The following is a 25,650-nucleotide window of genomic DNA, read 5'->3' as shown; positions in this document are numbered from 1 at the left end:
CCTTGCTCCCTTAGCGATTGACCGAGGAGTTGAGTTCCCACAGCGGCAGGAACACTCCCAGCGCCAACACCAGCACCATGATGCCGATGGCAACGATCAAGATCGGTTCGATCGCACTGGCCAGCCCTTTCAGATCGTACTCCACCTCCTGCTCGTAGAAGTCGGCCGACTCCTCCAGCAGCTCATCGACGCCACCGGTCTCTTCGCCCACCGCCATCATCTGCAGCACCAGCGGACTGAACATATCGGCCTGCTGAGCGGTACGGGTAAAGCTCTCACCGCGCTCGATACCGCGACGCATCCCCTGCACCTTGTCGCCGATATAACGGTTTCCCACCGCTCCGGCCACGATAGCCAAGCCCTGCTCGATCGGTATCCCGGCCCGCATCACCAGCGCGAAGGTACGGCAGAAACGACCCAGGATAATGCGATAGAACAAGCTGCCTACTACCGGCAGCTTCAGCTTGGACCTGTCCCATCGGAAGCGCCCGTTATCGGTGCTGATATAGCGCAGGAAAGCGACTATAGCGACAATCAGGCCACCGAAGATCAGATACCAGTAGTCGATGGTAAAGTTGGATATCGAGATCAGCAGCTGGGTCTGCCACGGCAGTTCGGCGCCGAGGCTATTGAAAACACCAGCGAAGGCTGGAATTACGAACAGATTGATCACAAACATCGCGCCGACCAGCGCGATAATGACGAACAATGGATAGCGGGTGGCGGACTTGATATTTTTGCGGGTGGTACGCTCCAACTCCAGATGCTTGGCCACCTCGGCAAAGGCCTGATCCAGATTACCGGTGTTCTCGCCCACATGGATCAGACTGACGTAAAGGTTAGAGAACGCCTTGGGGTGTTTGCTGAAGGCGCTGGACAGGGTATGGCCCTGCTCCAGATCATCGGCGATCGCACTCAGAATCTCGCCCAGCAGGGGGTTTCGTACCGACAACGCCAGGCCACGAATCGCACGGGTGATCGGCACCCCGGCTTTGGTCAGGCTGTACATCTGGCGGCTGAAAATAATCAGCTCATCCAGCGATACCCGCTGCAGGAACTTGGGCATGCCGATCTCGATATCGCCGGGCTTCTTTCCCGGCTGCCCCTTAGCTTCCCCTTTAGCCTGTTCGATCGAGATCGGGGTGATGTGCTTGTCCGCCAGCAGACTGGCCAGTTGGGCCGCCGAAGCCGCTTCCTGCTTCCCGGCCACCAGCTCTCCGCTGGCGTTACGGCCTTTAAAACTAAATTGAGGCATCGCTCGATCTCGCTTCCAGCGGTTCCAGGCTCAACCCCGAATCCGAGTCGGCAGGCTGCGCCGCGCGAGCCTCGATAATATCACTGGCGATCCCCTCCATCTGCTCGGTGACCCGGAATACCTCTTCCAGCGTCGTCACCCCCTGGCGAGCATATTCCAGTGCACTCTGGGCCAGGGTTTTGAAGCCTTCTGAGTGGCGCGCACTATGGGCGAAAGAGGCGGTATCGGCAGCACGCAGCGCGTCGCTCATCGAATCATCGATCTCCAGCAGCTCGAAAATACCGATCCGGCCGCTGTAACCGGTGTTGTTGCAGTAGGTACAGCCCTGGCCGTGGAACAGCTGCAGCTGCGACCCTTCGGCCCCCAATTCCTCCTCGAGCCAGCTTTGTTCGCTGTGGGAGGGGCTGTAATCCTGCTTGCAGTGAACGCAGATCCGCCGCACCAGCCGCTGAGCCAGCACCCCACGCAGGGCGGTGGCGGCCATAAAGCCTTCAATGCCGATATCGATAAGTCGCATCGCCGAGCTGATCGCATCGTTGGTGTGCAGGGTCGACAGTACCAGGTGACCGGTCATCGCCGCCCGCATCGCGATGGTGGCGGTTTCGTGGTCACGAATCTCCCCCACCAGCAGGATGTCCGGGTCCTGACGCAGGCTGGCCCGCAGTACCGTGGCGAAATCGAGGCCGATCTTGGGATTCACGTTGACCTGGTTGATCCGATCGAGTCGGTATTCCACCGGATCCTCGACGGTGATGATCTTCTTGGCCGGATCGTTCAGCTCCATCAACCCACCGTAGAGGGTGGTGGTCTTACCACTACCGGTCGGACCGGTAACCAGGATCAGGCCGTTGGGTTGGTGGATCATGCGACGGAATCGAGCCAGCACATCGGCCGGCAGACCGGCCCGGTCGAGCCCGATGGTGCCGGCGGACTGATCCAGCAGACGCATCACCACCGATTCGCCGTACTGGATCGGCATGGTCGAGATCCGCACATCGAGGCTGCGGCCCTTAACGTTGATGTTGAAGCGGCCATCCTGAGGCAGGCGTTTCTCGGAGATATTCAGCTCGGCCATCAGTTTCAAGCGCAGTACCAGCGCATTGGCGACCCGGCGCTCGTTGACCACATGCTCCTGCAGTACGCCATCGATCCGCTGGCGAATGCGCAGCACCTTCTCATCCGGCTCGATATGGATATCCGAGGCACGGACCTGCACCGCGTCTTCGAAGATCTTCTGCAGCAGCTTGACCACCGGTACTTCGGAGTCATCGGTGGCGGCAATATCGGCGATATCAAACGCATCTTCGGCGATCTCTTCGTCCAGCTCGACCGCGAGACTGGAGATCTCTTCGGTACGGCGATAGAGCAGATCCAGGGTGCTGAGCAGTTGCCCCTCCGACACCACCGCCTGTTTCAACGGCTTTCCGAGCAACCGTTGCAGTTCATCGAACGCAAACAGATCCATCGGATCGGCCATGCCGATCAGGAAATGATCCGGGTTTTCTTTCAGCACAATCGCCCGGAAACGACGGGCGTGGGCCTCCGAGAGACGCAGAACTTCTTTCTGATCGAACTCGTAACGGCTCAGCTCCACCGATGGAATATTGAGCTGCTGGGATAGGAACTCGATAAAGCGGTTTTCGGTGACCATCCCCAACGCGATCAGGGTACGGCCGAGCTTCTGGCCGGTCTGCTTCTGCTTACCCAGAGCCTCCATCAGCTGCGGTTCGGTGATAACGCCGTTCTGAACCAGCAGGTCCCCAATCCGAATTTTCTTTCCAGTAGCCATAGTTAGAGTCTGTTCAATCGCTGGGTGACATATTTTGCCAATGCCGGTTTCAGATCGGGAATCTGGAGCACATTCTGATAGGCCTGACGAGCCTGCTGCGGCTGTTCGAGGGCTTCCAGCGACAGTGCCAGTCCAACCCACCAAGCCGGTTTATCGGAGCGCACCCGCAGCAGTCCATGATAGGTCTCGGCGGCCCGTTGGTGCTGGCCGTCAGCCTGCAGCGCCGCCGCCAGAATCTGGTGATATTCCGCATCGCTACTGGCGCTCGGTTGATCCGCCTGCAATAGTTCGATCGCCGGTTTCAACGCTTGTGCCTGCACCAGCAGACGGGCCTTGAGCTTTTTCAGTCCCGCATCGGTAGGGCTCAGAGCCAAGCCCTGGTCGATCTGCTGCTCCGCCTGGGCCAGTTGCCCGGTTCCGATCTGTAGGGTCGCCAACAGGGTTCGACTTCGGCTGGCTTCGGGGTGTTCGGCCACAAAGGCCTGCAGCTGATCGATCGCCCGGCTGATCTGACGGGTACCGATCAGCGCTCGCGCCTTGGCGACTTGAGAACGGTCACGTTGGGCCGGGCTCTGGGGCTGTCGCTTGATCAACGGCGCCACCGCTATCGGCTGCGGTTTCGGTAGGGATTGCGACGTCACGACCTGCGCGGGAGAGGCTTCGGCATCAACGGTTTGCAGCGGCACGCTTGGCTGGCTTAATGCCTGGGCTGGTTCAGAGCTAGCTCCTCTCGGCTGAGTCGGTTCAGTCGCTACAAGGGCGGGGGCTGATGTCGCCGCAATCGGGGCTGGCTTGGGCTGTATCGGCGCGCGGCTGACCATCACCACCAGGCGGTGCCCCCCGTCATTTGAGCTGATCGGCTGCGAGCTGACCTCAAAGTGCACCGGGGACATGCTGTCCAACCGCAGTGTCAACTGATCAGCCTGCTGCAGCTGGGCCTGCAACCACTCAACCGGCGATTTCGATAGCAGGGATTCGATGCTAGTGGTAGCGGGTATTTCAATCTCACCCAGTTGCAGCTGCAGACTGCGCTCGGCGACGAGCTGAACCTGCTGTTTCGGCGCCTGATTCAGCTCCAACGCCAACCGGGCTCGATTCTCCTCAGCCAGCCAGGTCGACCGTAACAGGCGCACCGGTTGCGGTAGATCCGCCCCTCCTGTCGGATCAGGCCTAACAGAGGCGTCGACAGCGGCATCGGCCGGAGCTGGCTCCAAAGCAGGACTGGGTTTTGGATCGGATGCTGGCTCAGATTGCGGCTCAGCCTGAGGTTCAGTCTCTGCCAGCTGGGGCGCCGGTTGCTGGGGTTTAACCGTCTGAGGTGGCGTATCAGTTCCCACTACCGGTTGCGCACTGCGCCAGAGTTGCGGATTGTCGTAAAGCCACAACCCCAGCACGGCCAGTCCCACCGCCAGACACAACAGCAACAGCGGCAGCCAGCGGGTCTTCGGCTGGGTCTGGGTCAGAGTCGGTGCCGGGGCAATGGACGCCCCGCCAGCAGAGCCCTCGCCCGGTTGCTGCCGGCGCTGATCGAGATCGCGCAGCATGTCATTGACCAGGCTCACAGCAGCCCTCCCAATACCAGCCCGGCCGACAGACCCACAGCCAGCATCGCCAGACCCGCCAACCACAGCCTCGGCTTGGCGCTACTCTGCAGCACCACCCCTTCGGTATCTTCCACCGCGGTGACGACCTGGGCGGCACTGACACGTCGATCACCCTTGCCGTAGGCCACCATTAGCGCCTTATGGGCCAAAATATTAATCAAGCGAGGGGTGCCCGAGGAAGCCTGCCAGAGTTTCTTGACCGCCTTGGCCTCGAACAGCGGCACTCCGTTGTAGCCGGCCAGGGTCAGGCGGTGATGCAGGTACTGCCCGGTGCCTTCCAGATCCAGATGACGAAGTCGATAAGAGAAGGTGATCCGCTGCAACAACTGGCGCAACGAGCTTTGCCCCAGCAGTTCATCCAGTTCCGGCTGACCGAACAACACCACCTGAAACAGCTTGGTGGTCTCGGTTTCCAGGTTGGTCAACAGTCGCAGCGCTTCGATGGTTTTTTCCGGCATCGCCTGGGCTTCATCGACGATCAGCACCACCCGTTTGCCCTCGGCTACCAGCTCTACTAGACGTTGGTTGATCCGCTCCAGCAGATCGAAACTTCCCTTCAGCGTATCCAGTTCCAGCCCCAGTTCACGGGCAAAGGCCATCCGAAACCCGTCCGCACTGAGGTAGGGGTTGGGAATGTAGGCGCTGATACAGTCCTCATCCAACGCATTTAACACCTTGCGGCACAGCAGGGTTTTGCCGGTGCCAACTTCGCCGACGATTTTGACGAAGCCGTCACCGTTCTCCAATGCCACCAGGATCAGGTTCAGAGCTTCCTGGTGGGTTGGTAGGTTCAAAAAGTAGTGTGTGTTCGGAGTCAGCGTGAACGGCAGTTCATTCAGCCCGAAAAATTGCTGGTACATGCGCTTGATCGCCTATCTGCGCCGGGCCTGCAAGCAGGCCCTAAGCTCACAACCCTTCTCGATGATAGAGGTTGTTAAAGTTATCCAGGCTCTGCTGCAGGTTGTTGCGCCAGGCCTCGGTGCCCGCAATGGTGGGCTTGAGCAGGATTACCAGTTCGCTTTTCTGGGTCCCCTGATTCTCCTGTCGGAACAGACCACCGACCCCGTCGATATCTCCCAGAACCGGGGTCTTGGCCGAGCGGTCATCGCTGACGGTCTGCATCAGGCCGCCAATCACAATCACCTGACCACTACTGGCCCGCACCACGCTATCGGACTCGCGGATAGTGCTCTGTGCCAGCGGCAGTTGGAAGGTATCGGTGCCAACCACGATACTTTTCTGCTGATCGTTAACTTCGCTGATCGACGGATGGATATGCAGAATAATCTCGCCGTTATCGCTCAGCTGCGGCGTCACATCCAATGCGATACCGGAGAAAAACGGCGTCAGCTCGATATCCGGTGTGGTAGTGGTGGCCGTGCCGGTCGTTGTGGTGGTGCTGATATCGGTGACGAAAAACTCATCGGTACCGACCTTGATCACCGCCTTCTGGTTGTTCAATGTCGCCACCCGGGGACTCGACAGCACCTGCACCTGGCCCTGGCGCTCCAACAGCTCGATCATCGCGTTGAAGTCGGTGAAGTTGAAGTTGATCCCGAACACGCCGTCGATATTGTCGGGGTTGGTCACCGTTTCTGCGGATGGCCCGATGGTGATATTGCCGCTGCTCTCGCTGCTGTTGCGGATCACACCCTGCCAGTCGACCCCGGCCTGAAAGCCGCTGCTGAGACGGACCTCAAGAATCTTGGCTTCCAGAATCACCTGCCGTTGCAGGGTCAGTTGCGCCTGCTGCAGATAATCGGCCACGGTTTCCAGTTCACTGGGCAGCGCCTTGACCACGACCATCCCCGCCTGGGGTGAAATCACCACCGAACGCCCCTCGCCATCGCCGATAATGGCGCTGAGGGTCTGCTGCATCTGGCCCCAGAAGTTGGTGCTGGTTTTGGTATTGATCCGGGTACCGACGATCCGCTCCGAGGCATTGTCTTCACCGCTCTGGCTAACCGCACCGGCACTGACCTGAATATCGGAATCACCTTGACGGTTGACGTTCAGATAGTCGATCTGGAACATCGCCGTTTCCAGCCGCGCCGGTATCACCTGATAGAGATTACCCTGGCGCTTGTATTCGTAGCCGTAGACCTCACGAACAGTCTGCATCACCTCTTCGACGCTGACGTTCTTGAGCTCCAGCGAAATTCGACCGCCTATCCCCTCGCTGACCACCATGTTGTAAGGGGTATCGCGAACCAGATCCATAAAGAAGCTGCGTGCATCCAGATTTTGGGCGCTCAGATCAAAGCGTACCGCCTCGCCGTCATCAAAGCCCTGCAGCTGCAACGGCGGCAACAGCGCCTGCATTACGTCGGCCGGTGGCGTCTGCAACTGCGCTTCGAGTTTGCGGTTGTCCTCCAACGCCTGCTCCAGCGCCAGCACACCATCCTGCTGAGCCGAGGCTCCGGTGGTGGGTTGCCAGCTCTGACAACCGCTCAATACCAGCGCGATTCCGACAATGCCCGCGGTTAAACCCCTCATCTACTTACTGTCCCGAATATTCTTCTTAATCATTTTCGACGAGCCCAGATGCAACTGGACCCGCTTGCCCCCCTGCCGCAGAACCAGGGTTCCCGGCTTGATCGACGTCACTGTCGCACCTTTAATCCGTTGCCCGACGCGCACCGATACCCCGTTCACCACTGCGCGGGCTTCACCGTTGCCGATCCGAATCGACTGCAACTTCCAGCGTTGTGCCGGTAAAGCCTGACCGGCTTCGGTACTCAAGCTGCTGGGCGGCCGGGTCGGATCAACCGCCGCCTGCACCGTAGTTATCGGCAATAATCCCAACAACAGCACTACGATGCGCCAATGGCGTTGTTTAAACACCTAACCACTCCTTCGTTGTACTGAGGGTGTAGAGTTTCAGCCGCAACGTCGCCTTCGGATAGTTATCGACCTGATAGTCCAGGCTGTCCCAGAACAGCGAACTTTCTGCCCCTTCCAGCGCCTTCAAAAAGCCTTGGATCTGGAAAAAGCCGCCTTCAAGCTGCAATGCCAGGTCATGCCGATAGAGCAGCGGCTGGGCCACCTCTGTGCTCGATGAGGTGCCTTCAGCGCCTGGAGTGGCCAGATTGATCGCTTGCGGTGCCGCCTTACGCGCTTCGAGCAGCCGGATACCGGGCTGACGCGCAAGAATCTGCTGCAACAGGTCGATCATCTGATCCGGTGGTACCAGCGTTGCGGTGCGCTGCTTGAGCTCCTCGCCACGTTGGGCCAGCACAAGCTTTAACCGCTTGATCTCGTCCTGCAACGCTTTGTTCGGGTCTTCGGTCTTAATCGCCTTGATCAGTTGCAGATCGACCTGGGCCTCGGCCAGCTCAATCTTGAGTTTGTCAGCCTTCAGAATCAGCTGCAGCTGTTCTTTCTGCGCCGGCTCGATCAGGTAGGTGAATCCGGGCAGGGCCACCGCTACCACCAGGGTGATCAGAATCAGCAACCGCTCCCGCAGTGACAGGGCGTCGAACTTAGCCGCCCAAGCGCGCAGTCTATCCATCGGCTTCCCCTCCGGCACGCGTACCACTGACCTTGAAGCTCAATCCCTGCTGCGCTTCGCCCAGCTCGAACTGATCGAATTGAGCGCCCCGATAAGCCGGCGCATCGCCCAACTGCTTCAGGTATTTGGGCACCAGCTCTGCATGGCCGGTGTACCCCTGCAACGATACCCGACGACCGTTGTCGCTGGTTTGAATCCGGCTCAACCAAACCCCCTCCAGCGCTTGCTCGGACAATCCCGTCAGCAGACTCGAGAACAGTCCCTGTTGCTGCGGTGCCAATCGGGCCAGCAGCTCGCCGAACCGCTGTTGCTGGGACAGCTGCTGTTTTAGCCTGTCGACCTGCCGGAGCAGTTCGGCCGACTCGGGCTTCGGTTTATTCGCGGCCCGAAGCTTATTCAACTGTTGTTGCAGCGCGGTTTTCTGCTGCTGCATCTGGGTCAGCTGTTGTTGCGCCTGACTACGCTTGTTCTGCTCCAGAAAATTGATAGCTGTCAGCCCCAGAGTCAGAACCACCAAGATCAGCAGGCAGGTTGTGGCCGAAAAAGGCACCTTGACCGATTCGCGCTTCACATAGAGGTTGATCTGCTGCTTCATGACTCCACCTCCGGTAGAGCCGCCGCTATGGCCATCATCGCCTGGCTCTGCAATAGCGGAGTCAACGGGGTTTCACTATCGATATGTTCGCCCAGATCCAGTTGTACCAATTCAACCGCCAGGTTGTAACGCAGCTGTCCCAGCAACGGAGTTTCACCCGGTTGCTGCGGACACACCAGCAGACGTAGGCAGGGTGGTTTGCCGATCTGGCTTTCGTAGTAATCCAGCGAACGCTGAATATCGAGTACCAAGCCACTGGCGCGAGTTTCAATTTCAACCGCGTCGGGCGACAACAGCGAGACATCGGAATCAACTTGACGAGTCAGGTAAAGTGAGCCTTCACTGACCATGCTGATCAGACTGTGTGGGGATTGCAGCCCCAACACCGCGGTTGCCAGCGTTTCTCCTTCCAACTGTTTGAGCCTGATCAACATCAGCTCCGGAATCAGCAACGCCTTCAGTGCCATGCCGGCCCCATTGACCAAGGACTCAATACGATCCGATACCGACTGTTGGATCACCGCCACGTACAGCATCCGGCTGCGACCGCGGTAAGCATCTTCGGGCAACTCAAAGAAATCCAACACCGCATGCTCGATATCGAACGACAGCATATCCTTGACCCGCCAACGCAGGGCATCGGCCATTTCGGCCTCGTCTACGGCGGGAGCTTCGACCAGCAGCAGATTGTAGTCTTTCGGACTCAACACCCAGCTGACCGACGCGCCATTGAGACCCAATTGCGCCACCGCAGCTTTCAGTGGTTCAGGGTTATCTAGACGGCAGTCATCCAGCTGCTGGCAACGCAGCGGTTTGGGTTTGCGGCGGTCGTAGTGTGCCAGCGCCAAACCTGATTCATTCAGCGCCAGACCGACCCTTCCACGAGCCGATTTTCGGTTCGAGAATAGGCTAAACAGAGCGTTCCCCTTCTTCCTGCTATCACCCTGAAAGTAATTGCCTATTTATTAACATAGTGGCCCCCCAATTACTATGTGAGCGCCAGAATATCGACACTTGAGGCCCCGGATCCAGGCGTCAAAAAAGACGTATTGACTCTCTGATCCGAGCCGTGTTTAATACGCGCCTTCAAAGTGTTGCCCGGATAGCTCAGTTGGTAGAGCAGAGGATTGAAAATCCTCGTGTCGGTGGTTCGATTCCGCCTCCGGGCACCATCTCTTTCAAAGGCTTGCGATCAAACGCAGGCCTTTGTTGTTTCTGGCGTATGGCCACTGTCTGATCAAAGCCCTGTCCGACAACCCGAATCAAGCGCTTTCACCGCCACCACTTTGACAGCGGTCGATACTGCTCATATTTTTGGGTGTTTTTTCTATGCCCCGTGGAAACCAGGTGCTGCTAAAGGTTGGTAACTCAGCTCCTGCTTCAGGCACTCTTGAATCATTCTGTGGCCGACAATGTCGATCCCATTGTTTCTAGTGAGCCAATAAAAGCGAGGCGCGGTGATAAACCTTGAGGCTGGCATCAGCCTATTGAACGATTGGGAAATCTGTGGATTACCGTTTGGAGTATTTCGCCCGACGGTAACCGCGCAGGGATCGTACTTGAAGCAGCAGTTAAAGAGAAAGTGAACAGCTAACGCTTAATAACTCAGACCAACAAAATTACCTTTTAGAGGTTTTTGGCTGCCCAATCGGCAAAACGCGAGGGAACTCTTCCAGCCACCCGCTGCTCCAGCGATATATCACTCTCACCCAACCGGTCACCAAGGTAACTGTGCGCCTGGAAGTAACCGAACATCTCGGCAAGTTCGCCAGCACCCGGGAAGAAGGTGGCAAAAACCTCGGCCGGCACCTCTTGGAAGCTGTAATGTTTACCCTGTTTCGCTAAGGTTTCGACAATTTGATCAAAGCTCAGCAAGTCTCCGACAACGGGCAGGTACTGCCCCTGGCCTGCGATCTCAGGATTGGTGAAAGCACCTGCAACAGAGTCCCCCAGCTCACTGATGTTCGCCATATGGATGCTCTGACTATTGCGCGCGATCGGTAGTGTCCAACCAACACTCCCATCCTGCTGTGTTTGCGGCGCTAGGTTGGTCAGGAAGTTCTGAAAAAAGAACGCGGCTACAACGAAACTGTGATGCTTGAATCCTGCCTTACGTACCAGCTCATCGACAGCTGACTTGTTGGTAAAGTGAGGGACTTCGAACTGACCATCACTGATTCCCTTCACATCAGGAAGCGTCGACCACACTAAATGCTTGATACCAGTCGCCTTGGCTGCGGCAATAGCGCGCTTAGCTTGCTCAATTTCGTCGGCTCCCTGCCAGAAGTTGGTCACCAGAAAAACACCATGGGCGCCTTCAAAAGCGACCTTGAGACTCTCGGTATCGTCTAAATCGGCCGCAACCACCTGATCCGCCTGCCCCTGATAATGATCGGGATTACGGGTAACGGCACGCACAGTAAAGCCGGTTTTGGCCTTCAGCGAATTGACGACACCGGTACCCTGCTGACCTGTGGCACCGATGACCACGATAGTTTTCTCTAAGTTGTTCATGACAGTCTCCAACGTGTTCTATTTAACAGCTTCTGTCAGTTTATTTGTTGGGTCTTTGAGCTTAAATAGCTAAAATAAGCACAAGATTGTTGCAATTACGGAACAGTTATGGATTTTGATGGAATGCGGGTCTTTGTAACCATCGCCGATACAGGAACTCTGACCGGAGCAGCAGAGAAACTGGGGTCAACCAAGTCGACCATCAGTCGTCGACTCGCGGCCTATGAACATCAGCTTGGCGTCACTCTGTTTCGTCGATCGACACGATTTATCTCGCTAACCGATATAGGACGGCAGCATTACGATCAGGTCCGGGAGTTAGTTCATGAAGCAGAAACCGCCGTCAACAACATCATCGACCTGCGTACCGAACCCACAGGACTGTTGCGGGTTTCGGCCTCGATTATGGGCGGACAACACTTACTTGCCCCCTTGATCTGGCAGTTCAAGAAGAAACATCCCAAAGTAAGAGTCGAGCTGGTGATTACTGACGAGTATGTCGATCTGGTACGAGATGGAATCGACTTCACCATAAGGATGGGCAAGTTGCAGGATTCAGATCTACTTGCACGACGCCTGGGCTCCGGCCATCGATCCATCGTGGCCAGCCCACAGCTACTGGAAAGATATTTCGTGCCTCAAATCCCATCAGACCTCAAACGACTGCCAGCTATCGTGACCAAGCCCGATAACAATCTGTGGCGATTTACCAACGGCGAAGCGATCAGTGTTAACTGGGAACTCAGTACCGGCACCCTGTCGTTGGCGTTGGATGCCTGCGTGCAAGGATTTGGGATCGCCTTGATTCCCGATCTTTATATCAAGCCATACACCTATCGAGGAGAATTAACCCATCTACTGGCCAAGCAGCCTTTACCAAGCGTCGATATTTCGCTTGTCTATCCTAAGCTACAACATCAAAGCCCCGCCGCTCGCGCCTTTCTGGCGTTGATTCGTGATGCGTATTAGCGATGAGCCAATTACGCTGAGCCTTCAATTCACAACCCTGTGACTGCCTCCCTTGTGCAACCATGGCTGTTTACGACGTAGCACGGTCAAAAAAGCTCACCGGGAGTAACGACAGGATTATTTCCAGCGATTCTGGGCGTACTCCATCACTTCTTGGATATTGAGCTCTCGGGTCCCTCCGCCGGAGCGGAGGTAAAACTTGGTATTGCCTGACTTCTTCAGATACACCGGTTTTGGCGACGGTCCGATCACGAGGCGGCAAACAGTCTCTCCCCTGATGTTATGGAAAATAACATTGCAGTACTGGCACATCTCTGTACCCAGTTGGTTGGTGATCGCAGTCATTACAAACTGTTCGAAGCCATCGGCGTCCTTCCGCCTGAGGGTATCAAAATCTTTTTCCAGCCCCAGTACGTTAGCGTCATCGTCGACGCCAATTAACAGCGTTCCTCCCCGTCCATTTAGAAATCCGGCGATGGATTTTAGAATCACGAACTCAAGCTCTTTATTGGCCGAATTTTTTTGATAGTCCCAGCGCATCGAGGACTTGAATTCCAGTTCGGCACTTTCCCCCTGACTGATGAGCCTTTCGATATCGTTGGCCAAGGCACGGCTTAGTTGCTGTACCTGGGCCACCTGCCGATGAAATCGTAAGTAGACGAAGGCGCTTGCTAGCCCTAATAGCGCACCGACCAGGGAATAGAAAAGCGTTTTTAACGGAGCCTCGCCTGCAAGGGCGGATACAAGCTGATCCCCAGCGAAAGCAAAGCCGGATGAATGAGTCAGTTTGAACTCGTGATAGAACACTAATTCATTGACCGGAAAGAGAATGAACACCCCGACGCTGGCGCCGATCAGGGCGGCACAGAAATACAGGATCAGCAGTGGACGAAGATGGAGCATAGCGATGACGCATCCTTGGTCGAGGTAACAGCATCAATTGTAGGGGGCTGCTTCAGTGATGCAACCAGTTAGCAGCGTCTCTGAACAGAGACTAACTAACCGATATTGGCCTGCGCTGGCACGCTAATTCTGACTAGAAGATACTTTCGACCCGGTTTCGGCCGGTTTGTTTGGCTTTATAGAGGACTTGATCGGCCCGGTCGAGAAGGCTTCTTTCATCGTCACCTTGGCGGTAGATCGCCGCACCGAGGCTGATGGTGATGCACTGCCCTTCGAAACGTCGCTCGAGGAACTTCCCTATCTTTTCAACCGAATGACGTAACCGCTCGCAGTAGTTGAGCGCCTGCTCGGGCGTCACGCCGGGAAGGATCGCGCAGAACTCCTCGCCACCATATCGACCGACAAAGTTCCCTTCACGGGTGCCCTGTCTCAACACCTTGCCGACCAGTTTCAGCACCGCATCCCCGGTCGCATGGCCAAAGGTATCGTTAAACTTCTTGAAGAAGTCGATATCGATCATCGCAACGGCTAGCGATTGATTATTCTGTTCGGCCTGCTGTAACTCCTGGGCCAGCACCCGGTCGATCATCGTCCGATTGGGTAGACCGGTTAATCCATCACGTTCGGCTTTATCACAGGAATCGGCCAACAGCTTGGCATGTTCCAACGCAATACCGAGTTCTTGCCCAACCCTGACCAGGATGTCCGTCAGTTCGGCAGCCAGCTCGACTTCAGCACCATGGCTCAATGCCAGCATACCAACCACGTGATGCTTTCCGGTGACGGGGATCAGAGTCACTGCCTGCGAATGCAGCGTCGACAGCAATTGCTGCTCCACTTCGCAATCGCCGGCCAACCGCTCGACCTGACCTTCCCTGAGCGTGCCGAGCATCGCGTCGCTACGATTGAGATCGAACCCAACCTGGCAGTTGCGGGTGCCGGGCTCTCCGGCGATGCAGATGTTCTGCAACATCAGTTGCCGTTCCTTACTATCGACCAACAACAGGGCAACCTGCTGTAGCTCCAGCTCAGCCACCAATTCACGGAGTGTGGAGTTGATGATCTCGGCACGATCCAGAGACCGGTGCGGGACCAACATCAGTCCATGGCCCTCCACGGAGCTGACTTGTTTACGGCCAGGCTCAGCACTCATACAGGCACTCTGACTGCTATTCATCGCCAGATCGATGTTAAGCCTCAACAGGCTTACCCGCAGCTCGGATGCCTGGGGCAGCTGAAAGTGATAGATCTCCGCTGCTGCCGTGATCTCCTTATCCATATGGGTGACGAGTCGACCCAGATTGAGCTTCCGAATATCGATTATCTTCTGGATATACGGAGGCAGCACCATCGAGTGGGACTTCGTCACCGAACCAAAGCCGTGGCTCCAGGCGATAAAATCGGCCAATGCGACGATGGCGACCAGATTGGTGGATTGGCGGTCGAGATCGGCGGGGACCATCCGATGATGAAACAGAATCGCGTTGACCAGGGTATCGGGTAGAGCACTGTGGCTGGCATAGAGCGCCCCGATAACATCGTGACTGGCCCCAATGATGCGTTGCTCCTCCCCCAAAGCAACGCCAGGCTGATCATCAAAATATTCAAGGAATTCGCTGTAGCTGATCTTGCCGTGCTGTTCGAGCAGTGATTTGCCGATATCGTGCAGCAGGCCGGCAACATAAGCCTCTTCCGGATCGACCAGTTGGGTCTCATCGGCCAGTTTCTTGGCAATGATGGCAACCGCCAGAGAGTGCCGCCAGAACAACAGCTGATCGAACAGCGCGCCACGACTTCGATTGACCAGGTTATTGTGGATTGTCAGATTAAGCGCCAGCCGGCGCACCTCATGAAAGCCGAGCACAATAATGCTCTCTCGCACGGTCGAAATCTGGCGCTGGAAACTGTAGTAGGAGCTGTTGGCGATCCGTAACAAACGAGCCGTGATAGCAGGATCCGTCTCCACCACCTGAACCAGCTCACCAATACTGCCGTTTTGATCTCGAGTCAGCTCCAGCAGCCGAGTCACGATAACCGGAAACGGCGGCAGATCACTCAGCTCTGTTTTCAGCACCGAGGAGAGCTGATCTTCATCGGGTAGGTATGGTTGCTCATCCATTAACGTAATACCTGCGACTCAGCCAGAATATGGTTCCACTAGTTAGACTCTGTGAGCTATTAAAGTAGCAACATCCACAAACAATTTTGGTAACAGATCGACAGTGGTGCGCTTTTCTATGATGTACATCATAAGTGCGGCAGCATAGGACCCACTTTGTCCCTGACAATGGTGGGCTTCAGGCACCTCTGCGAGTGCCGATCACGGCTGTCGCGGCATTGAAAGATCCGTTTTCCAGCTCAACATTGGGGCTGTCTGGCGTCGATAGATCCATCCGAGCTCAACCACAACAGCCAGCGACTGCTGACCGGTTTTCTGCCGGCATTCCGCGGCCAACCACTATACTTGACCACTATGGGAATCTCCTGAGGGCTGATCCAATGGATGAATTGCTATCGGCCCGGAATTCAGAAAAGCTGTTGCTCTGATCTTAAAGCCAACAAGCCCTACAGGCTTCTCCCTATGGCTTAAGTAAAGATCGCAGAACTGATGCGCTGGTTAATTGAATTGGTTCATTCCGAAGTATGAACATACGACTGCGTTATATATTGTTTGCGGCATTCACCCTGGTTTCCTTGGTGCCCGTATTGTTTCTGACCTACTGGGTACAAAACTCCGCTCTGGAGAAAGAAGTCAACGCGGTTAATGAGAAACACCTGTTGCTGGCGCAGAACCTGACCGGCGCGCTGTCCCGCTACGTCACCGATGTCAGTGAAAGCTTCCGACTCTCTACCAATGTTTTGAACGAACACCCAGACCTGCCCCGGCATCTGGCGGAGCTGTTGTCGAGTATGGACATCCGGGTTGTGGCGGAGCTGAAGCCGGGAGCAAAGTCGGTTCAACCGATTCTCGGCAAGCAAGATCGATTGCCAGCCAATCCAGCTAAAATTTTGGAATCCGAGCTCAACCGGGCCGCCGACGCGGGTCCCGACAGCATCCTGTTTAGCGGAATCAAGCGCAATGCCGAGGGCGATCCGATGCTGTATCTGCTTCGTCAGCGCGCGGACGGTGAAGGATGCTTTATCGCCGGCTTGGCAACGGATTTCATTATCGAGGTCCAAGAGAAAGTCTCCTTTGGCCGCAAAGGCCATGCCGCCATCGTTGACGCTGACGGGCTTGTATTGGCTCACCCCAAGCCAGACTGGCGCCTGGCGATGAAGGACATCTCAAAGGTGTCCGCAGTCCAATTGATGATGGCCGGGGAAACCGGAGTCACAACCTTCCATTCTCCGGCCATGAAAGCGGACATGATCGCCGGCTATGCGACTGTCCCCGATGTCGGCTGGGGTGTGATGATTCCACAGCCCTATCAAGAGCTTGTGGATAAAGCCGGAGACGTCAGATTTATCGCACTGGCGATCTCCTCGCTGGGGGTCACCGTTGCCGCCTTGATCAGTTGGTGGCTGGCTGGGCTTATCGCGGGCCCGATTAAGGAGGTCATCGAGTCAGCTCAGAAGCTATCTCAGGGAGAGGCGAACCAGGTCAGCGAGAACGAAGTCGCCGGGGCAAAGGAGCTGAAGCAGTTGGCTATCTCCTTCAACCGTATGGCCAAGGATGTGCTGTCAGCCAGGAAAAACCTCGAACACAAAGTGGCCGAGCGAACCCGTGAGCTGACCGACGAGATCTCCCAGCGGGTCATCATCGAGAATAAGATCCGCCACCTTGCCAGCCATGACGACCTGACCGGGGTAGCCAACCGGACCCTGCTGATGGACCGACTCCAGATGCGGTTGGCAGACTCGCGTCGCAGAGATGAGCAAGCGGCCTTACTGTTCCTGGATCTCGACCGCTTTAAGCCGGTCAACGACCGCCTGGGCCACAGTATCGGGGATCTGCTGCTCAAAGCGGTCGCCGAGCGATTGACCGAAGCCACCCGCGAGGCCGATACCGTTGCCCGTTATGGCGGCGATGAGTTTGTCATCGTGCTCGGTCCTTACGAGAAACTGGAACATGTCGAAGGCTTCGCCACCAAGATCCTGCAGAGCCTCCAGCAGCCGTTCCAGATCGAGAGTCACCTGCTCAGTATTGGTGCCAGTATCGGCATCGCGGTGGCGGATACCCAGACCAATACCCCTGAGTCGCTGCTCCACAAAGCCGATCACGCCATGTACAAAGCCAAACAGGCCGGTCGAAACCGTATCGCCTTCGCCGGCCGGGATTACCCGGGCCTATCTCCAACTCAAGCGGCTGTTGAGAATCCGGAAGAGCCCGACTCGGAGCGGTAATTCGACCTCGGCTGATCTACAAAGAAATGGAAGCTGCTAGTTGGCCAGGCTGTTACTATCGGAGCCTGTCCCATCCAACAGTGCGTTGACCCACAACAGCCACAAGGAACTCCCGTGCAACCGATCATCACCATCGAAGGATTGGGGAAGACCTACCCCAATGGTTTCCGCGCCCTGAACTCGGTCGACCTGCAGATCAGACAGGGCGAAATTCTGGCGCTGCTGGGACCCAATGGCGCCGGTAAGACCACCCTGATCAGCACCATCTGCGGTATCGTCAATCCGACCCAGGGTAAGGTCAAAGTTGGCGGTTACGATATCCTGCGCGACTATCGCAATGCCCGCCGACTAATCGGCCTGGTTCCCCAGGAGCTGTCGACCGATGCCTTCGAAAGCGTCTGGGCCACGGTCAGCTTCAGCCGCGGTCTGTTCGGCAAGGCCCCTAACCCCGACTATATCGAGCAACTGTTGCGGCAGCTGTCGCTGTGGGACAAGAAGGACGCCAAAATCCGCGAACTTTCGGGCGGGATGAAACGCCGGGTGATGATCGCCAAGGCGCTGTCCCATGAGCCGGAAATCCTGTTTCTGGATGAGCCCACCGCCGGGGTCGATGTCGAGCTGCGCAAGGACATGTGGCAGATGGTCCGGCAGCTACGCGAGCGCGGCGTCACCATTATCCTGACCACCCACTACATCGAAGAAGCCGAAGAGATGGCCGATCGTATCGGCGTGATCGACCACGGTGAGCTGATGCTGGTGGAGCAGAAAACCCAACTGATGGCGAAGCTGGGCCAGAAGCAGCTACGGCTGCATCTGCAGACCCCGCTGGAGCAACTGCCGGAGCAGCTCGATGGCTTCTCGCTGGAGCTGTGCGAGCAGGGCAGCATGCTGCTGTATAACTACGACAGCCAGCAACCCAGCCATATCGCCGAGCTGCTGCCGCTGCTGGCACAGCAGGGCATCGAGGTGAAGGATCTGCACACCCACGAGAGTTCGCTGGAGGAGATCTTCGTCGGCCTGGTCAAGGGAGCGAAACAATGAATTTCTACGGTATTCGGGCGATCTATCGGTTCGAAATGGCACGGACCTGGCGCACTCTGATGCAGAGTATCGCCTCGCCGGTGCTGTCGACCTCGCTCTATTTCATCGTCTTCGGCACCGCCATCGGCTCGCGGATGGGCGAGATCGACGGCATCAGCTACGGCGCCTTTATCATCCCCGGGCTGGTGATGCTGTCGTTGTTGAGCGAGAGTATCTCCAACGCCTCGTTCGGGATCTTCTTTCCGAAGTTTTCCGGCACAATCTACGAGGTGCTGTCGGCGCCGGTGTCTCCGTTCGAGATCGTCACCGGCTATGTCGGCGCGGCGGCGACCAAGTCGATCCTGCTGGGGCTGCTGATTCTGGCCACCGCACGGATCTTCGTCGATTACAGCATCGTCCATCCATTCTGGATGCTGGCCTTCCTGGTGCTGACTGCGGTCACCTTCAGCCTGTTCGGCTTCATCATCGGCATCTGGGCCGACGACTTTCAGAAACTGCAGGTGATCCCGCTGATGGTGATCACCCCGTTGACCTTCCTCGGGGGGGCGTTCTACTCGATCAACATGCTGCCCGAACCCTGGCAGACGCTGACGCTGTTTAACCCGGTGGTCTACCTGATCAGCGGCTTCCGCTGGGCCTTTTACGGCGTTGCCGATATCCATGTCGGCATCAGCCTGTCGATGACGGCGCTGTTTATGCTGATCTGCCTGGCCGTGGTGGCCTGGATCTTCCGCTCCGGCTACCGAATTCGCAGCTGATGAGCCATCGGGACTGGGGGCTGGCCCTGCTGGTGGTGCTGGCCTGGGGGATCAACTTTGTCGTGATCAAGTGGGGCCTGGATGAGCTGCCGCCGATGCTGCTGGGCGCGCTACGCTTCGCGCTGGTGGCGTTTCCGGCGATTCTGTTTATCCGACCGCCCAAGCTGCCGCTGAAGTGGTTGATGGCCTATGGCCTGACCATCAGTTTCGGTCAGTTCGCGCTGCTGTTCAGCGCCATGCACCTGGGCATGCCCGCCGGGCTGGCCTCGCTGGTGCTGCAATCACAGGCGATCTTCACGCTGTTTTTCGCGTTGCTGTTTCTGGGCGAGCGCTGGCAGGCCCAACAAGTGGTGGCGTTGCTGGTGGCCGGTATCGGGCTGGTGATTCTGGCGCTGCAGAGCGGCTCCGGCAACATGACCCTGATAGGCTTTACCCTGACCCTGGCCGCCGCAGCCTGCTGGGGGATGGGCAACATCATCAACCGCAAGATCGGCCAGCTCGGCTCGGTTAACCTGTTGAGCCTGGTGGCCTGGAGCGCGCTGATCCCGCCGATCCCATTTCTGCTGCTGTCCTACGGGTTCGAAGGACCGCAGCTGATCAGCCAGAGCCTGGCCAATATGGGGATAAAGTCGGTGCTGGCGGTGATCTATCTGGCGGCGGTGGCGACGCTGTTCGGTTACAGCAGTTGGGCCTATCTGCTCAAGCATCACCCGGCCTCCCAGGTGGCCCCATTGACCCTACTGGTGCCGGTGGTGGGACTGATCAGCGCCTGGCTATTGCTGGGTGAGACCCTCAACCTGGTCCAGGCCGGTGGAATCGCGCTGATCATGACCGGGCTGCTGATCAATGTGTTCGGTCGTCGACTACTGCCGCAGCCGCGACCGATCTCCTAGTCCGCGCCTAGAGCCCCAGGTGCCCGGCATGGAAGCGCAGATGCGCTTCGATAAAGCTGGCGATAAAGAAGTAGCTGTGGTCGTAACCCGAATGGCGGTGCAGCTCCAACGGGTAATCGTTGGCGTTGGCCGCGGCCTCGAGGGTTTCGGGCTTGAGCTGCTCGGCCAGGAATTCATCGTCATCGCCCTGGTCGACCCGAGCCGGGATTTTAGCCTCACTCTGGCGCATCAATACGCTGGCATCGTAATCACGCCAAGCCGCTTGATCTGAGCCCAGATAGGCACTCAGCGCCTTCTGGCCCCAAGGGCAGTTGAGCGGGTTGCTGATCGGGCTGAAGGCCGAAACCGAGCGGTAACGCTCGGGGTTGCGCAGCGCAATCATCAGCGCACCGTGGCCGCCCATGGAGTGGCCGGCGATTGCCCGTTGATCGGTGACCGGGAAGTTGGCCTCGATCAGCTTGGGCAGCTCGTCGGTGATGTAATCGTACATCCGGTAATGGCGGTTCCAGGGCGCCTCGGTGGCGTTGACGTAGAAGCCCGCGCCCTGGCCCAGATCGTAGCCCTCATCATTGGCGACCTCATCGCCACGGGGGCTGGTGTCGGGAGCGACAATCGCCAACCCCAACTCAGCCGCCATCCGCTGGGCGCCGGCCTTGTGCATAAAGTTCTCGTCGGTGCAGGTCAGCCCGGAGAGCCAGTACAACACCGGCACCCGCTCACCACTGGCCACCTTGGGTGGCAGATAGATCGCAAAGCGCATCCGGCAGTTCAGTGCGCTGGAGTCATGGCCGTATTGCTTGTTCCAGCCACCAAAGCTCTTATTGCAGCTCAGGTTTTCAATGCTCATCGATGCATCCTTCCTCTTCATCGTTTGCTGCTGCAGGGGTGACTGCAGCAGCAAACCGGCTTGGCTGATTACTTATCGTAGTGGATAACGCTACGGATGCTCTTGCCTTCATGCATCAGGTCAAACGCGTCGTTGATCTCTTCCAGCCCCATGGTGTGGGTAATGAAGTCATCGAGCTTGAACTCGCCATTCATGTAACGCTCTACGATTTCCGGCAGCTCCGAACGACCCTTGACGCCGCCGAACGCGGTACCGCGCCAGACCCGGCCGGTAACCAGCTGGAACGGACGGGTGGAGATCTCCTGACCGGCACCGGCAACCCCGATGATGACCGACTCACCCCAGCCCTTGTGGCAGCACTCCAGCGCCGAGCGCATCACGTTGACGTTGCCGATGCATTCGAACGAGTAATCCACCCCGCCGTCGGTCAGCTCGACGATCACATCCTGGATCGGTCGATCGTACTGTTGCGGATTGATGCAATCGGTGGCGCCCAGCTTGCGGGCCAGATCGAACTTGCTCTCGTTGATATCGATGGCGATGATGCGCCCGGCCTTGGCCATGGTGGCGCCGATGATCGCCGACAGACCGATACCACCGAGGCCGAAGACCGCCACGGTATCGCCCTCTTCGACCTTGGCGGTGTTCATCACCGCGCCCATACCGGTGGTGACACCGCAGCCCAACAGACAAACCTCTTCCAGCGGCGCGCTGGGGTTAACCTTGGCCAGCGAGATCTCCGGCAGCACAGTGTACTCGGAGAAAGTGGAGCAGCCCATGTAGTGGTAGATCGGCTCGCCGTCCTTGTAGAAGCGGGTGGTGCCGTCGGGCATCAGGCCTTTGCCCTGGGTCTCACGGATCTTCTGGCACAGGTTGGTCTTGCCGGAGAGACAGAATTTGCACTCGCCGCACTCGGGGGTATAGAGCGGAATCACATGGTCGCCGACCTGGACGCTGGTCACCCCTTCACCGACGGACTCAACGATACCGCCGCCCTCGTGGCCGAGGATGCAGGGGAAGATACCTTCAGGGTCCTCACCGGACAGGGTGAAGGCATCGGTATGGCAGACACCGGTGGCAACGATACGAATCCGCACCTCGCCGGCTTTGGGTGGCATCACATCCACTTCTTCGATGGACAGCGGTTGGCCGGCGCCCCAGGCGATGGCAGCTTTGGATTTGATGATATCGGTCATCGGATTCGATCCTCGTAACAGGTTGGGTCGACAGGAGCCTCTGGAGAAATAGGCGAGGGGAGTTCAGCCAACGACACTGTCATAAACGTCCCAGCTCTTCCAACTGCCCCAGCGATTGAATCGATTATAGGTATTACCCAACAAGAGATAATCCGACTATTATGTAAAACACTTTTACCAACCAGCAACAATAGATAGGAAATCCGGTGTCGAACTGGGAAGGGATCAACGAATTTGTCGCGGTAGTTGAAACCCACAGCTTTACGGCCGCCGCTGCCAGACTCGGCATTTCAGTAGCCCAGGTCAGCCGCCAGGTCACCGCGTTGGAGGCCCGGCTGGCGACCAAGTTGCTCTACCGCACCACCCGTAAGGTCTCGGTGACCGAGCTGGGTACTACCTACTACCAGCATTGCCGCCAGCTGCTGGACGGACTCGACGAGGCCGAACGGGCGATCACCAACGTTCAGCAGACGCCGAGGGGCAAACTGAAGCTGACCGCTCCGGTTACTTACGGCGAGCGTAATCTGGCGCCGCTGATCAATCGTTTCCTGGTCCAGTACCAGGAGCTGGAGGTGTCACTGAACCTGACCAACCAGCGCCTCGACCTGGTCGAGGAGGGCTACGATCTGGCGATCCGCCTCGGTAAGCTGACCGACTCGAGCATGATGGCCAGACGGCTGGGCTCCAGAACCCAGTACGTCTGTGCCTCTCCCGACTACCTGGCCGCCCGAGGCGCGCCTCACTCGCTGTCGGAGCTGGAACGGCACAACTGCCTGCAGGGCACCCTGGATCACTGGCGCTTTCAGGAAAACAGCCGGGAGCGCACCATCCGTCTCAAGGGCAACCTGCGCTGCAACAGCGGTCGGGCGCTGCTGGACGCGGCCCTCAAAGGTATCGGTATCGTCCAACTGCCCGACTACTACGTTGCCGACAGCCTCGAACGGGGCTTGCTGGTGGCGCTGTTAACCCAGTACCAGCCGCCGGGCGAGGGGATCTGGGCGCTCTACCCCCACAACCGCCAGTTATCCCCAAAGGTTCGCCTGCTGCTGGACTTTCTGGCCGAGCAGTTGGCTGAGCATCAGGCCCAGCCGCCATCGTCCTAGCCCCGATGAATCGGGTTCGTCCGGTAAATCTAGTGCGGTATATCTAGTCCGCTAAATACGGGCGGATATGGGCCATCGCCCGCTCCACATAGGCCTGTTTTTCACCCACCGGCGCCACATAATGGATCGCGCTCTCCGCAGCCTCAGTGCCCGCCAAGCGGGCAATCACCCAAGCCGCCAGATAATGGGAGGCCAGACAGCCGCCGGCGCTGGCGATATTACCCTCGGCGAAGAACGGCTGTTCCAGCACCCGGGCGCCGGCCTCCTCGACCCAGGGTTTGGTGGTCAGGTCGGTACAGACCGGTAACCGATCCAGCAACCCCAACCGCGCCAGCAACAGTGCGCCGGAGCATTGCGAGCCGATCAACTGCCGCGCCGGATCGAGCGTCAGCCTGGCCATCAGACTGTCGTCGGCAACGACGTCGCGGGTCTTCATGCCACTGCCGATCAACACCGCGTCGGCCTCAACGGCCTGCTCCAACGGGATCTGTCGCTCCATCACCACCCCGTTCATCGAACGGATTGTTGTTGTGGGTGCGGCGATCGAGACCCGCCAGTCCGGTTGTTTCACCTGGTTGAGCAGGCCGAGCGCGATCAGCGAATCGAGCTCATTGAAGGCATCGAAGGTCAAAATAGCGATATGCATGGGCGTTATCCCCTGAATTGATATGGATGGTTATCGCGCGATCGTCGTGAACATGGCCATTGCTCGACCGCAGTCTATGACCTAGAGTCATGACAATAAAATTATTGTCATGGATACAATCACAATGGCGCAGCCCCGTTACAAACCCCTGGTGGATCAACTGGCCGCCGATATCCGCGACGGCAGGCTGGCGCCCGGAACCCGCCTCCCCACCCACCGGCAGTTGGCGGACGAGCAGGGCATCGCCCTGGTGACCGCATCCCGGGTCTATGCCGAACTGGAGCAGATGGGGTTGGTCAGCGGCGAGATCGGTCGCGGCACCTTTGTCCGCGAAACCAGCCTGCCACCGGGCCACGGCATCGATCAGAGCGCCAACCCCGACGGCATGCTCGATCTCAACTTCAACTCCCCCTCGATGCCCGGCCAGACCGATCTGCTGCGTCAGGCATTGCGCAAACTAACCGCATCCGGTGATCTGGAAGCGCTGCTGCACTACCAACCCCACGCCGGCCGCCGCCATGAACGGGCAATAGTCGCTAGCCACCTGGCCGATCGTGGCTTGCAAGTCGAGCCGGAGCAGGTGCTGATCGTCAGCGGTGCCCAGCACGGCCTGGCCACTTCGGTGATGGCGATGCTACAGCCCGGTGATCTGGTCGCCACCGATGCGCTGATCTACCCGGGCTTCAAGGTGCTGGCCCAGGTGCAGCGGCTGGAGCTGGCGCCGATACCGGCTGACCGGAGCGATCATTTAGGGATGGATCTGGACGCGTTGGAGCAGCTCTGCCTGTCTCGTCGGGTCCGGGCGGTCTATACCATGCCGACCCTGCACAACCCGCTGGGCTGGGTAATGCCGTTGGAACAACGTCAGCGCCTGGTCGAACTCGCCCGCCGTTTCGAGCTGATCCTGATCGAAGATGCCGCCTACGCCTTCCATGCCGAAGATCCCCCACCGCCGTTGGCAACCTTGGCGCCGGAACGCACCCTGTATGTCTCGGGTCTATCAAAAAGCATCGCCACCGGACTGCGGGTCGGTTTTGTCTGCGCACCGACAGCCTGGATACCGCAGCTGGAACGGGTCATTCGCGCCACCACCTGGAATACCCCCGGCCTGATGACGGCCCTGGGCTGTCGCTGGATCGAAGACGGCACGGTGACCCAACTGGAAGCCCAAAAACGCGAAGACGCCCGACAGCGACAGGCGATGGCACGGGAAATACTTCAGGGCTTGGATGTTACCGGCCACCCGGCTGCCTATTTCCTCTGGTTGAATCTTCCCGAGGAGGTCCGTACCGATCAGTTGGTATCCGCACTGATGCGTGAGCAGATCGCGGTTTCCGGCGCCGAGCCCTTCGCCGTCGGCAGTCCGGTTCCCCACGCTATCCGGCTGGCACTGGGGTCGGTTTCTCTGCAGGCTCTGGAGATCGCGTTGAAGCGGGTTCGGCAGCTGATCGACGACCAGGCCTATGGGCTGGGCTAAATAGGCTTAACTTTCCGGTTAAAAAAAACAGCCAGGCACAAAAAAGGGGCTCCGAAGAGCCCCAATATTACGCAGACCACAGATCACAACGGAGACTTGGATTCCGCGCAACTGTCGCGTACCTGCTGCCTGGCGCTTGCGTCACCATCCCCTCGAGATGTTGGCAACGCCAGGCGTACACATTGATTGATTCAGCGTCGAAGGA

At 57.9% G+C, this 25,650-nt stretch carries 22 protein-coding genes and 1 tRNA gene; 8 read left to right on the top strand and 15 right to left on the bottom strand.

The genetic code is table 11. The annotated features are described in order from the left end of the window. Positions 1 to 10: 10 nt before the first annotated feature. The 9 genes from DV711_RS14690 to DV711_RS14650 are packed head-to-tail and all read right to left on the bottom strand — an operon-like array spanning position 11 to position 9,602. On the bottom strand, positions 11 to 1,255 hold the full coding sequence (locus DV711_RS14690; protein ID WP_114696478.1) for a type II secretion system F family protein: 1,245 nt from the start codon (positions 1,253 to 1,255) through the stop codon (positions 11 to 13). Then, positions 1,242 to 3,044, bottom strand: a complete 1,803-nt coding sequence (locus tag DV711_RS14685; protein ID WP_114696477.1) for a GspE/PulE family protein — start codon at positions 3,042 to 3,044, stop codon at positions 1,242 to 1,244. The genes DV711_RS14690 and DV711_RS14685 overlap by 14 nt, the downstream gene beginning before the upstream one ends. Before the next feature lie 2 nt (positions 3,045 to 3,046). Beyond that, a complete protein-coding gene (locus DV711_RS14680) occupies positions 3,047 to 4,606 on the bottom strand; it encodes a tetratricopeptide repeat protein (protein ID WP_114696476.1) in 1,560 nt (519 codons plus the stop codon). Then, complete coding sequence (locus tag DV711_RS14675; protein WP_114696475.1) at positions 4,603 to 5,508, bottom strand: ExeA family protein; 906 nt, start codon at positions 5,506 to 5,508, stop codon at positions 4,603 to 4,605. Before DV711_RS14675 ends, DV711_RS14680 begins: the two co-directional genes overlap by 4 nt. 46 nt (positions 5,509 to 5,554) lie before the next feature. Continuing rightward, positions 5,555 to 7,144 (bottom strand): pilus (MSHA type) biogenesis protein MshL, encoded by a 1,590-nt coding sequence (gene mshL, locus DV711_RS14670; RefSeq protein ID WP_114696474.1) that lies wholly within the window; start codon positions 7,142 to 7,144, stop codon positions 5,555 to 5,557. Beyond that, positions 7,145 to 7,492, bottom strand: a complete 348-nt coding sequence (locus DV711_RS14665) for an MSHA biogenesis protein MshK (RefSeq protein ID WP_114696473.1) — start codon at positions 7,490 to 7,492, stop codon at positions 7,145 to 7,147. Further along, the gene (locus DV711_RS14660) at positions 7,485 to 8,159 is read right to left on the bottom strand and encodes a hypothetical protein (RefSeq protein ID WP_114696472.1); all 675 of its coding nucleotides are present in this window, start codon (positions 8,157 to 8,159) and stop codon (positions 7,485 to 7,487) included. Before DV711_RS14660 ends, DV711_RS14665 begins: the two co-directional genes overlap by 8 nt. Beyond that, positions 8,152 to 8,754, bottom strand: a complete 603-nt coding sequence (locus DV711_RS14655) for a PilN domain-containing protein (RefSeq protein WP_114696471.1) — start codon at positions 8,752 to 8,754, stop codon at positions 8,152 to 8,154. Before DV711_RS14655 ends, DV711_RS14660 begins: the two co-directional genes overlap by 8 nt. Next, the gene (locus DV711_RS14650) at positions 8,751 to 9,602 is read right to left on the bottom strand and encodes a hypothetical protein (protein ID WP_114696470.1); all 852 of its coding nucleotides are present in this window, start codon (positions 9,600 to 9,602) and stop codon (positions 8,751 to 8,753) included. The genes DV711_RS14655 and DV711_RS14650 overlap by 4 nt, the downstream gene beginning before the upstream one ends. A gap of 248 nt (positions 9,603 to 9,850) precedes the next feature. On the opposite strand from DV711_RS14650, the gene DV711_RS14645 reads away from it, so the two are divergent. After that, positions 9,851 to 9,926 (top strand) — tRNA-Phe (locus tag DV711_RS14645). Between the two features lie 454 nt (positions 9,927 to 10,380). Here the strand turns inward: DV711_RS14645 and DV711_RS14640 are convergent. Next, a complete protein-coding gene (locus tag DV711_RS14640) occupies positions 10,381 to 11,280 on the bottom strand; it encodes an NmrA/HSCARG family protein (RefSeq protein ID WP_207802650.1) in 900 nt (299 codons plus the stop codon). A gap of 96 nt (positions 11,281 to 11,376) precedes the next feature. Here DV711_RS14640 and DV711_RS14635 point away from each other — a divergent pair, with 96 nt between their 5' ends. Further along, the gene (locus DV711_RS14635; protein ID WP_114696468.1) at positions 11,377 to 12,237 is read left to right on the top strand and encodes a LysR family transcriptional regulator; all 861 of its coding nucleotides are present in this window, start codon (positions 11,377 to 11,379) and stop codon (positions 12,235 to 12,237) included. 117 nt (positions 12,238 to 12,354) lie between these two features. Here DV711_RS14635 and DV711_RS14630 read toward each other — a convergent pair whose 3' ends face one another. Together DV711_RS14630 and DV711_RS14625 are read right to left on the bottom strand one after the other, a co-directional pair. Beyond that, positions 12,355 to 13,140 carry an AlbA family DNA-binding domain-containing protein gene (locus tag DV711_RS14630; protein WP_114696467.1) on the bottom strand — a complete coding sequence of 262 codons (786 nt, stop codon included), beginning with the start codon at positions 13,138 to 13,140 and terminating at the stop codon, positions 12,355 to 12,357. Between the two features lie 133 nt (positions 13,141 to 13,273). Continuing rightward, complete coding sequence (locus DV711_RS14625; protein WP_114696466.1) at positions 13,274 to 15,259, bottom strand: sensor domain-containing diguanylate cyclase; 1,986 nt, start codon at positions 15,257 to 15,259, stop codon at positions 13,274 to 13,276. 578 nt (positions 15,260 to 15,837) lie between these two features. Between DV711_RS14625 and DV711_RS14620 the strand changes: the two genes are divergently transcribed. From DV711_RS14620 to DV711_RS14605, 4 genes are all read left to right on the top strand, one after another. Then, positions 15,838 to 17,484 (top strand): sensor domain-containing diguanylate cyclase, encoded by a 1,647-nt coding sequence (locus DV711_RS14620; protein WP_165840129.1) that lies wholly within the window; start codon positions 15,838 to 15,840, stop codon positions 17,482 to 17,484. A gap of 114 nt (positions 17,485 to 17,598) precedes the next feature. Beyond that, entirely contained in the window at positions 17,599 to 18,525 is a 927-nt protein-coding gene (locus DV711_RS14615) for an ABC transporter ATP-binding protein (RefSeq protein WP_114696464.1), read from the top strand. Then, positions 18,522 to 19,283, top strand: a complete 762-nt coding sequence (locus tag DV711_RS14610) for an ABC transporter permease (RefSeq protein ID WP_114696463.1) — start codon at positions 18,522 to 18,524, stop codon at positions 19,281 to 19,283. Before DV711_RS14615 ends, DV711_RS14610 begins: the two co-directional genes overlap by 4 nt. Beyond that, complete coding sequence (locus tag DV711_RS14605) at positions 19,283 to 20,176, top strand: EamA family transporter (RefSeq protein WP_114696462.1); 894 nt, start codon at positions 19,283 to 19,285, stop codon at positions 20,174 to 20,176. The genes DV711_RS14610 and DV711_RS14605 overlap by 1 nt, the downstream gene beginning before the upstream one ends. 7 nt (positions 20,177 to 20,183) lie before the next feature. Here DV711_RS14605 and fghA read toward each other — a convergent pair whose 3' ends face one another. Then, positions 20,184 to 21,023, bottom strand: a complete 840-nt coding sequence (fghA, locus tag DV711_RS14600; protein ID WP_114696461.1) for an S-formylglutathione hydrolase — start codon at positions 21,021 to 21,023, stop codon at positions 20,184 to 20,186. Between the two features lie 68 nt (positions 21,024 to 21,091). Continuing rightward, entirely contained in the window at positions 21,092 to 22,219 is a 1,128-nt protein-coding gene (locus tag DV711_RS14595; RefSeq protein ID WP_114696460.1) for an S-(hydroxymethyl)glutathione dehydrogenase/class III alcohol dehydrogenase, read from the bottom strand. Positions 22,220 to 22,425: 206 nt separating this feature from the next. On the opposite strand from DV711_RS14595, the gene DV711_RS14590 reads away from it, so the two are divergent. Continuing rightward, positions 22,426 to 23,322: a LysR family transcriptional regulator gene (locus DV711_RS14590; RefSeq protein ID WP_114696459.1), complete on the top strand. Its 897-nt coding sequence runs from the start codon at positions 22,426 to 22,428 to the stop codon at positions 23,320 to 23,322. 43 nt (positions 23,323 to 23,365) lie between these two features. Here the strand turns inward: DV711_RS14590 and DV711_RS14585 are convergent, their stop codons facing one another. Then, positions 23,366 to 23,968, bottom strand: coding sequence for a DJ-1/PfpI family protein (locus DV711_RS14585; protein WP_114696458.1), 603 nt, complete (start codon positions 23,966 to 23,968; stop codon positions 23,366 to 23,368). A 124-nt stretch (positions 23,969 to 24,092) separates the two neighbouring features. Between DV711_RS14585 and DV711_RS14580 the strand changes: the two genes are divergently transcribed. Further along, complete coding sequence (locus DV711_RS14580) at positions 24,093 to 25,445, top strand: aminotransferase-like domain-containing protein (RefSeq protein ID WP_114696457.1); 1,353 nt, start codon at positions 24,093 to 24,095, stop codon at positions 25,443 to 25,445. Positions 25,446 to 25,650: the final 205 nt, after the last annotated feature.

Source organism: Motiliproteus coralliicola, from assembly GCF_003345655.1.
Taxonomy (GTDB): Bacteria; Pseudomonadota; Gammaproteobacteria; order Pseudomonadales; family Balneatricaceae; genus Motiliproteus; species Motiliproteus coralliicola.
Note: the sequence above shows the minus strand (reverse complement) of the source record. Positions and strands in the feature narration are given on the sequence as shown.

What these genes read in the sequence shown, in the direction of transcription:
- DV711_RS14690 (WP_114696478.1), bottom strand. Translation starts at nt 1,255, where the DNA reads ATGCCTCAATTTAGTTTTAAAGGCCGTAACGCCAGCGGAGAGCTGGTG.
- DV711_RS14685 (WP_114696477.1), bottom strand. Translation starts at nt 3,044, where the DNA reads ATGGCTACTGGAAAGAAAATTCGGATTGGGGACCTGCTGGTTCAGAAC.
- DV711_RS14675 (WP_114696475.1), bottom strand. Translation starts at nt 5,508, where the DNA reads ATGTACCAGCAATTTTTCGGGCTGAATGAACTGCCGTTCACGCTGACT.
- mshL (WP_114696474.1), bottom strand. Translation starts at nt 7,144, where the DNA reads ATGAGGGGTTTAACCGCGGGCATTGTCGGAATCGCGCTGGTATTGAGC.
- DV711_RS14660 (WP_114696472.1), bottom strand. Translation starts at nt 8,159, where the DNA reads ATGGATAGACTGCGCGCTTGGGCGGCTAAGTTCGACGCCCTGTCACTG.
- DV711_RS14655 (WP_114696471.1), bottom strand. Translation starts at nt 8,754, where the DNA reads ATGAAGCAGCAGATCAACCTCTATGTGAAGCGCGAATCGGTCAAGGTG.
- DV711_RS14635 (WP_114696468.1), top strand. Translation starts at nt 11,377, where the DNA reads ATGGATTTTGATGGAATGCGGGTCTTTGTAACCATCGCCGATACAGGA.
- DV711_RS14630 (WP_114696467.1), bottom strand. Translation starts at nt 13,140, where the DNA reads ATGCTCCATCTTCGTCCACTGCTGATCCTGTATTTCTGTGCCGCCCTG.
- DV711_RS14625 (WP_114696466.1), bottom strand. Translation starts at nt 15,259, where the DNA reads ATGGATGAGCAACCATACCTACCCGATGAAGATCAGCTCTCCTCGGTG.
- DV711_RS14610 (WP_114696463.1), top strand. Translation starts at nt 18,522, where the DNA reads ATGAATTTCTACGGTATTCGGGCGATCTATCGGTTCGAAATGGCACGG.
- DV711_RS14605 (WP_114696462.1), top strand. Translation starts at nt 19,283, where the DNA reads ATGAGCCATCGGGACTGGGGGCTGGCCCTGCTGGTGGTGCTGGCCTGG.
- fghA (WP_114696461.1), bottom strand. Translation starts at nt 21,023, where the DNA reads ATGAGCATTGAAAACCTGAGCTGCAATAAGAGCTTTGGTGGCTGGAAC.
- DV711_RS14595 (WP_114696460.1), bottom strand. Translation starts at nt 22,219, where the DNA reads ATGACCGATATCATCAAATCCAAAGCTGCCATCGCCTGGGGCGCCGGC.
- DV711_RS14585 (WP_114696458.1), bottom strand. Translation starts at nt 23,968, where the DNA reads ATGCATATCGCTATTTTGACCTTCGATGCCTTCAATGAGCTCGATTCG.
- DV711_RS14580 (WP_114696457.1), top strand. Translation starts at nt 24,093, where the DNA reads ATGGCGCAGCCCCGTTACAAACCCCTGGTGGATCAACTGGCCGCCGAT.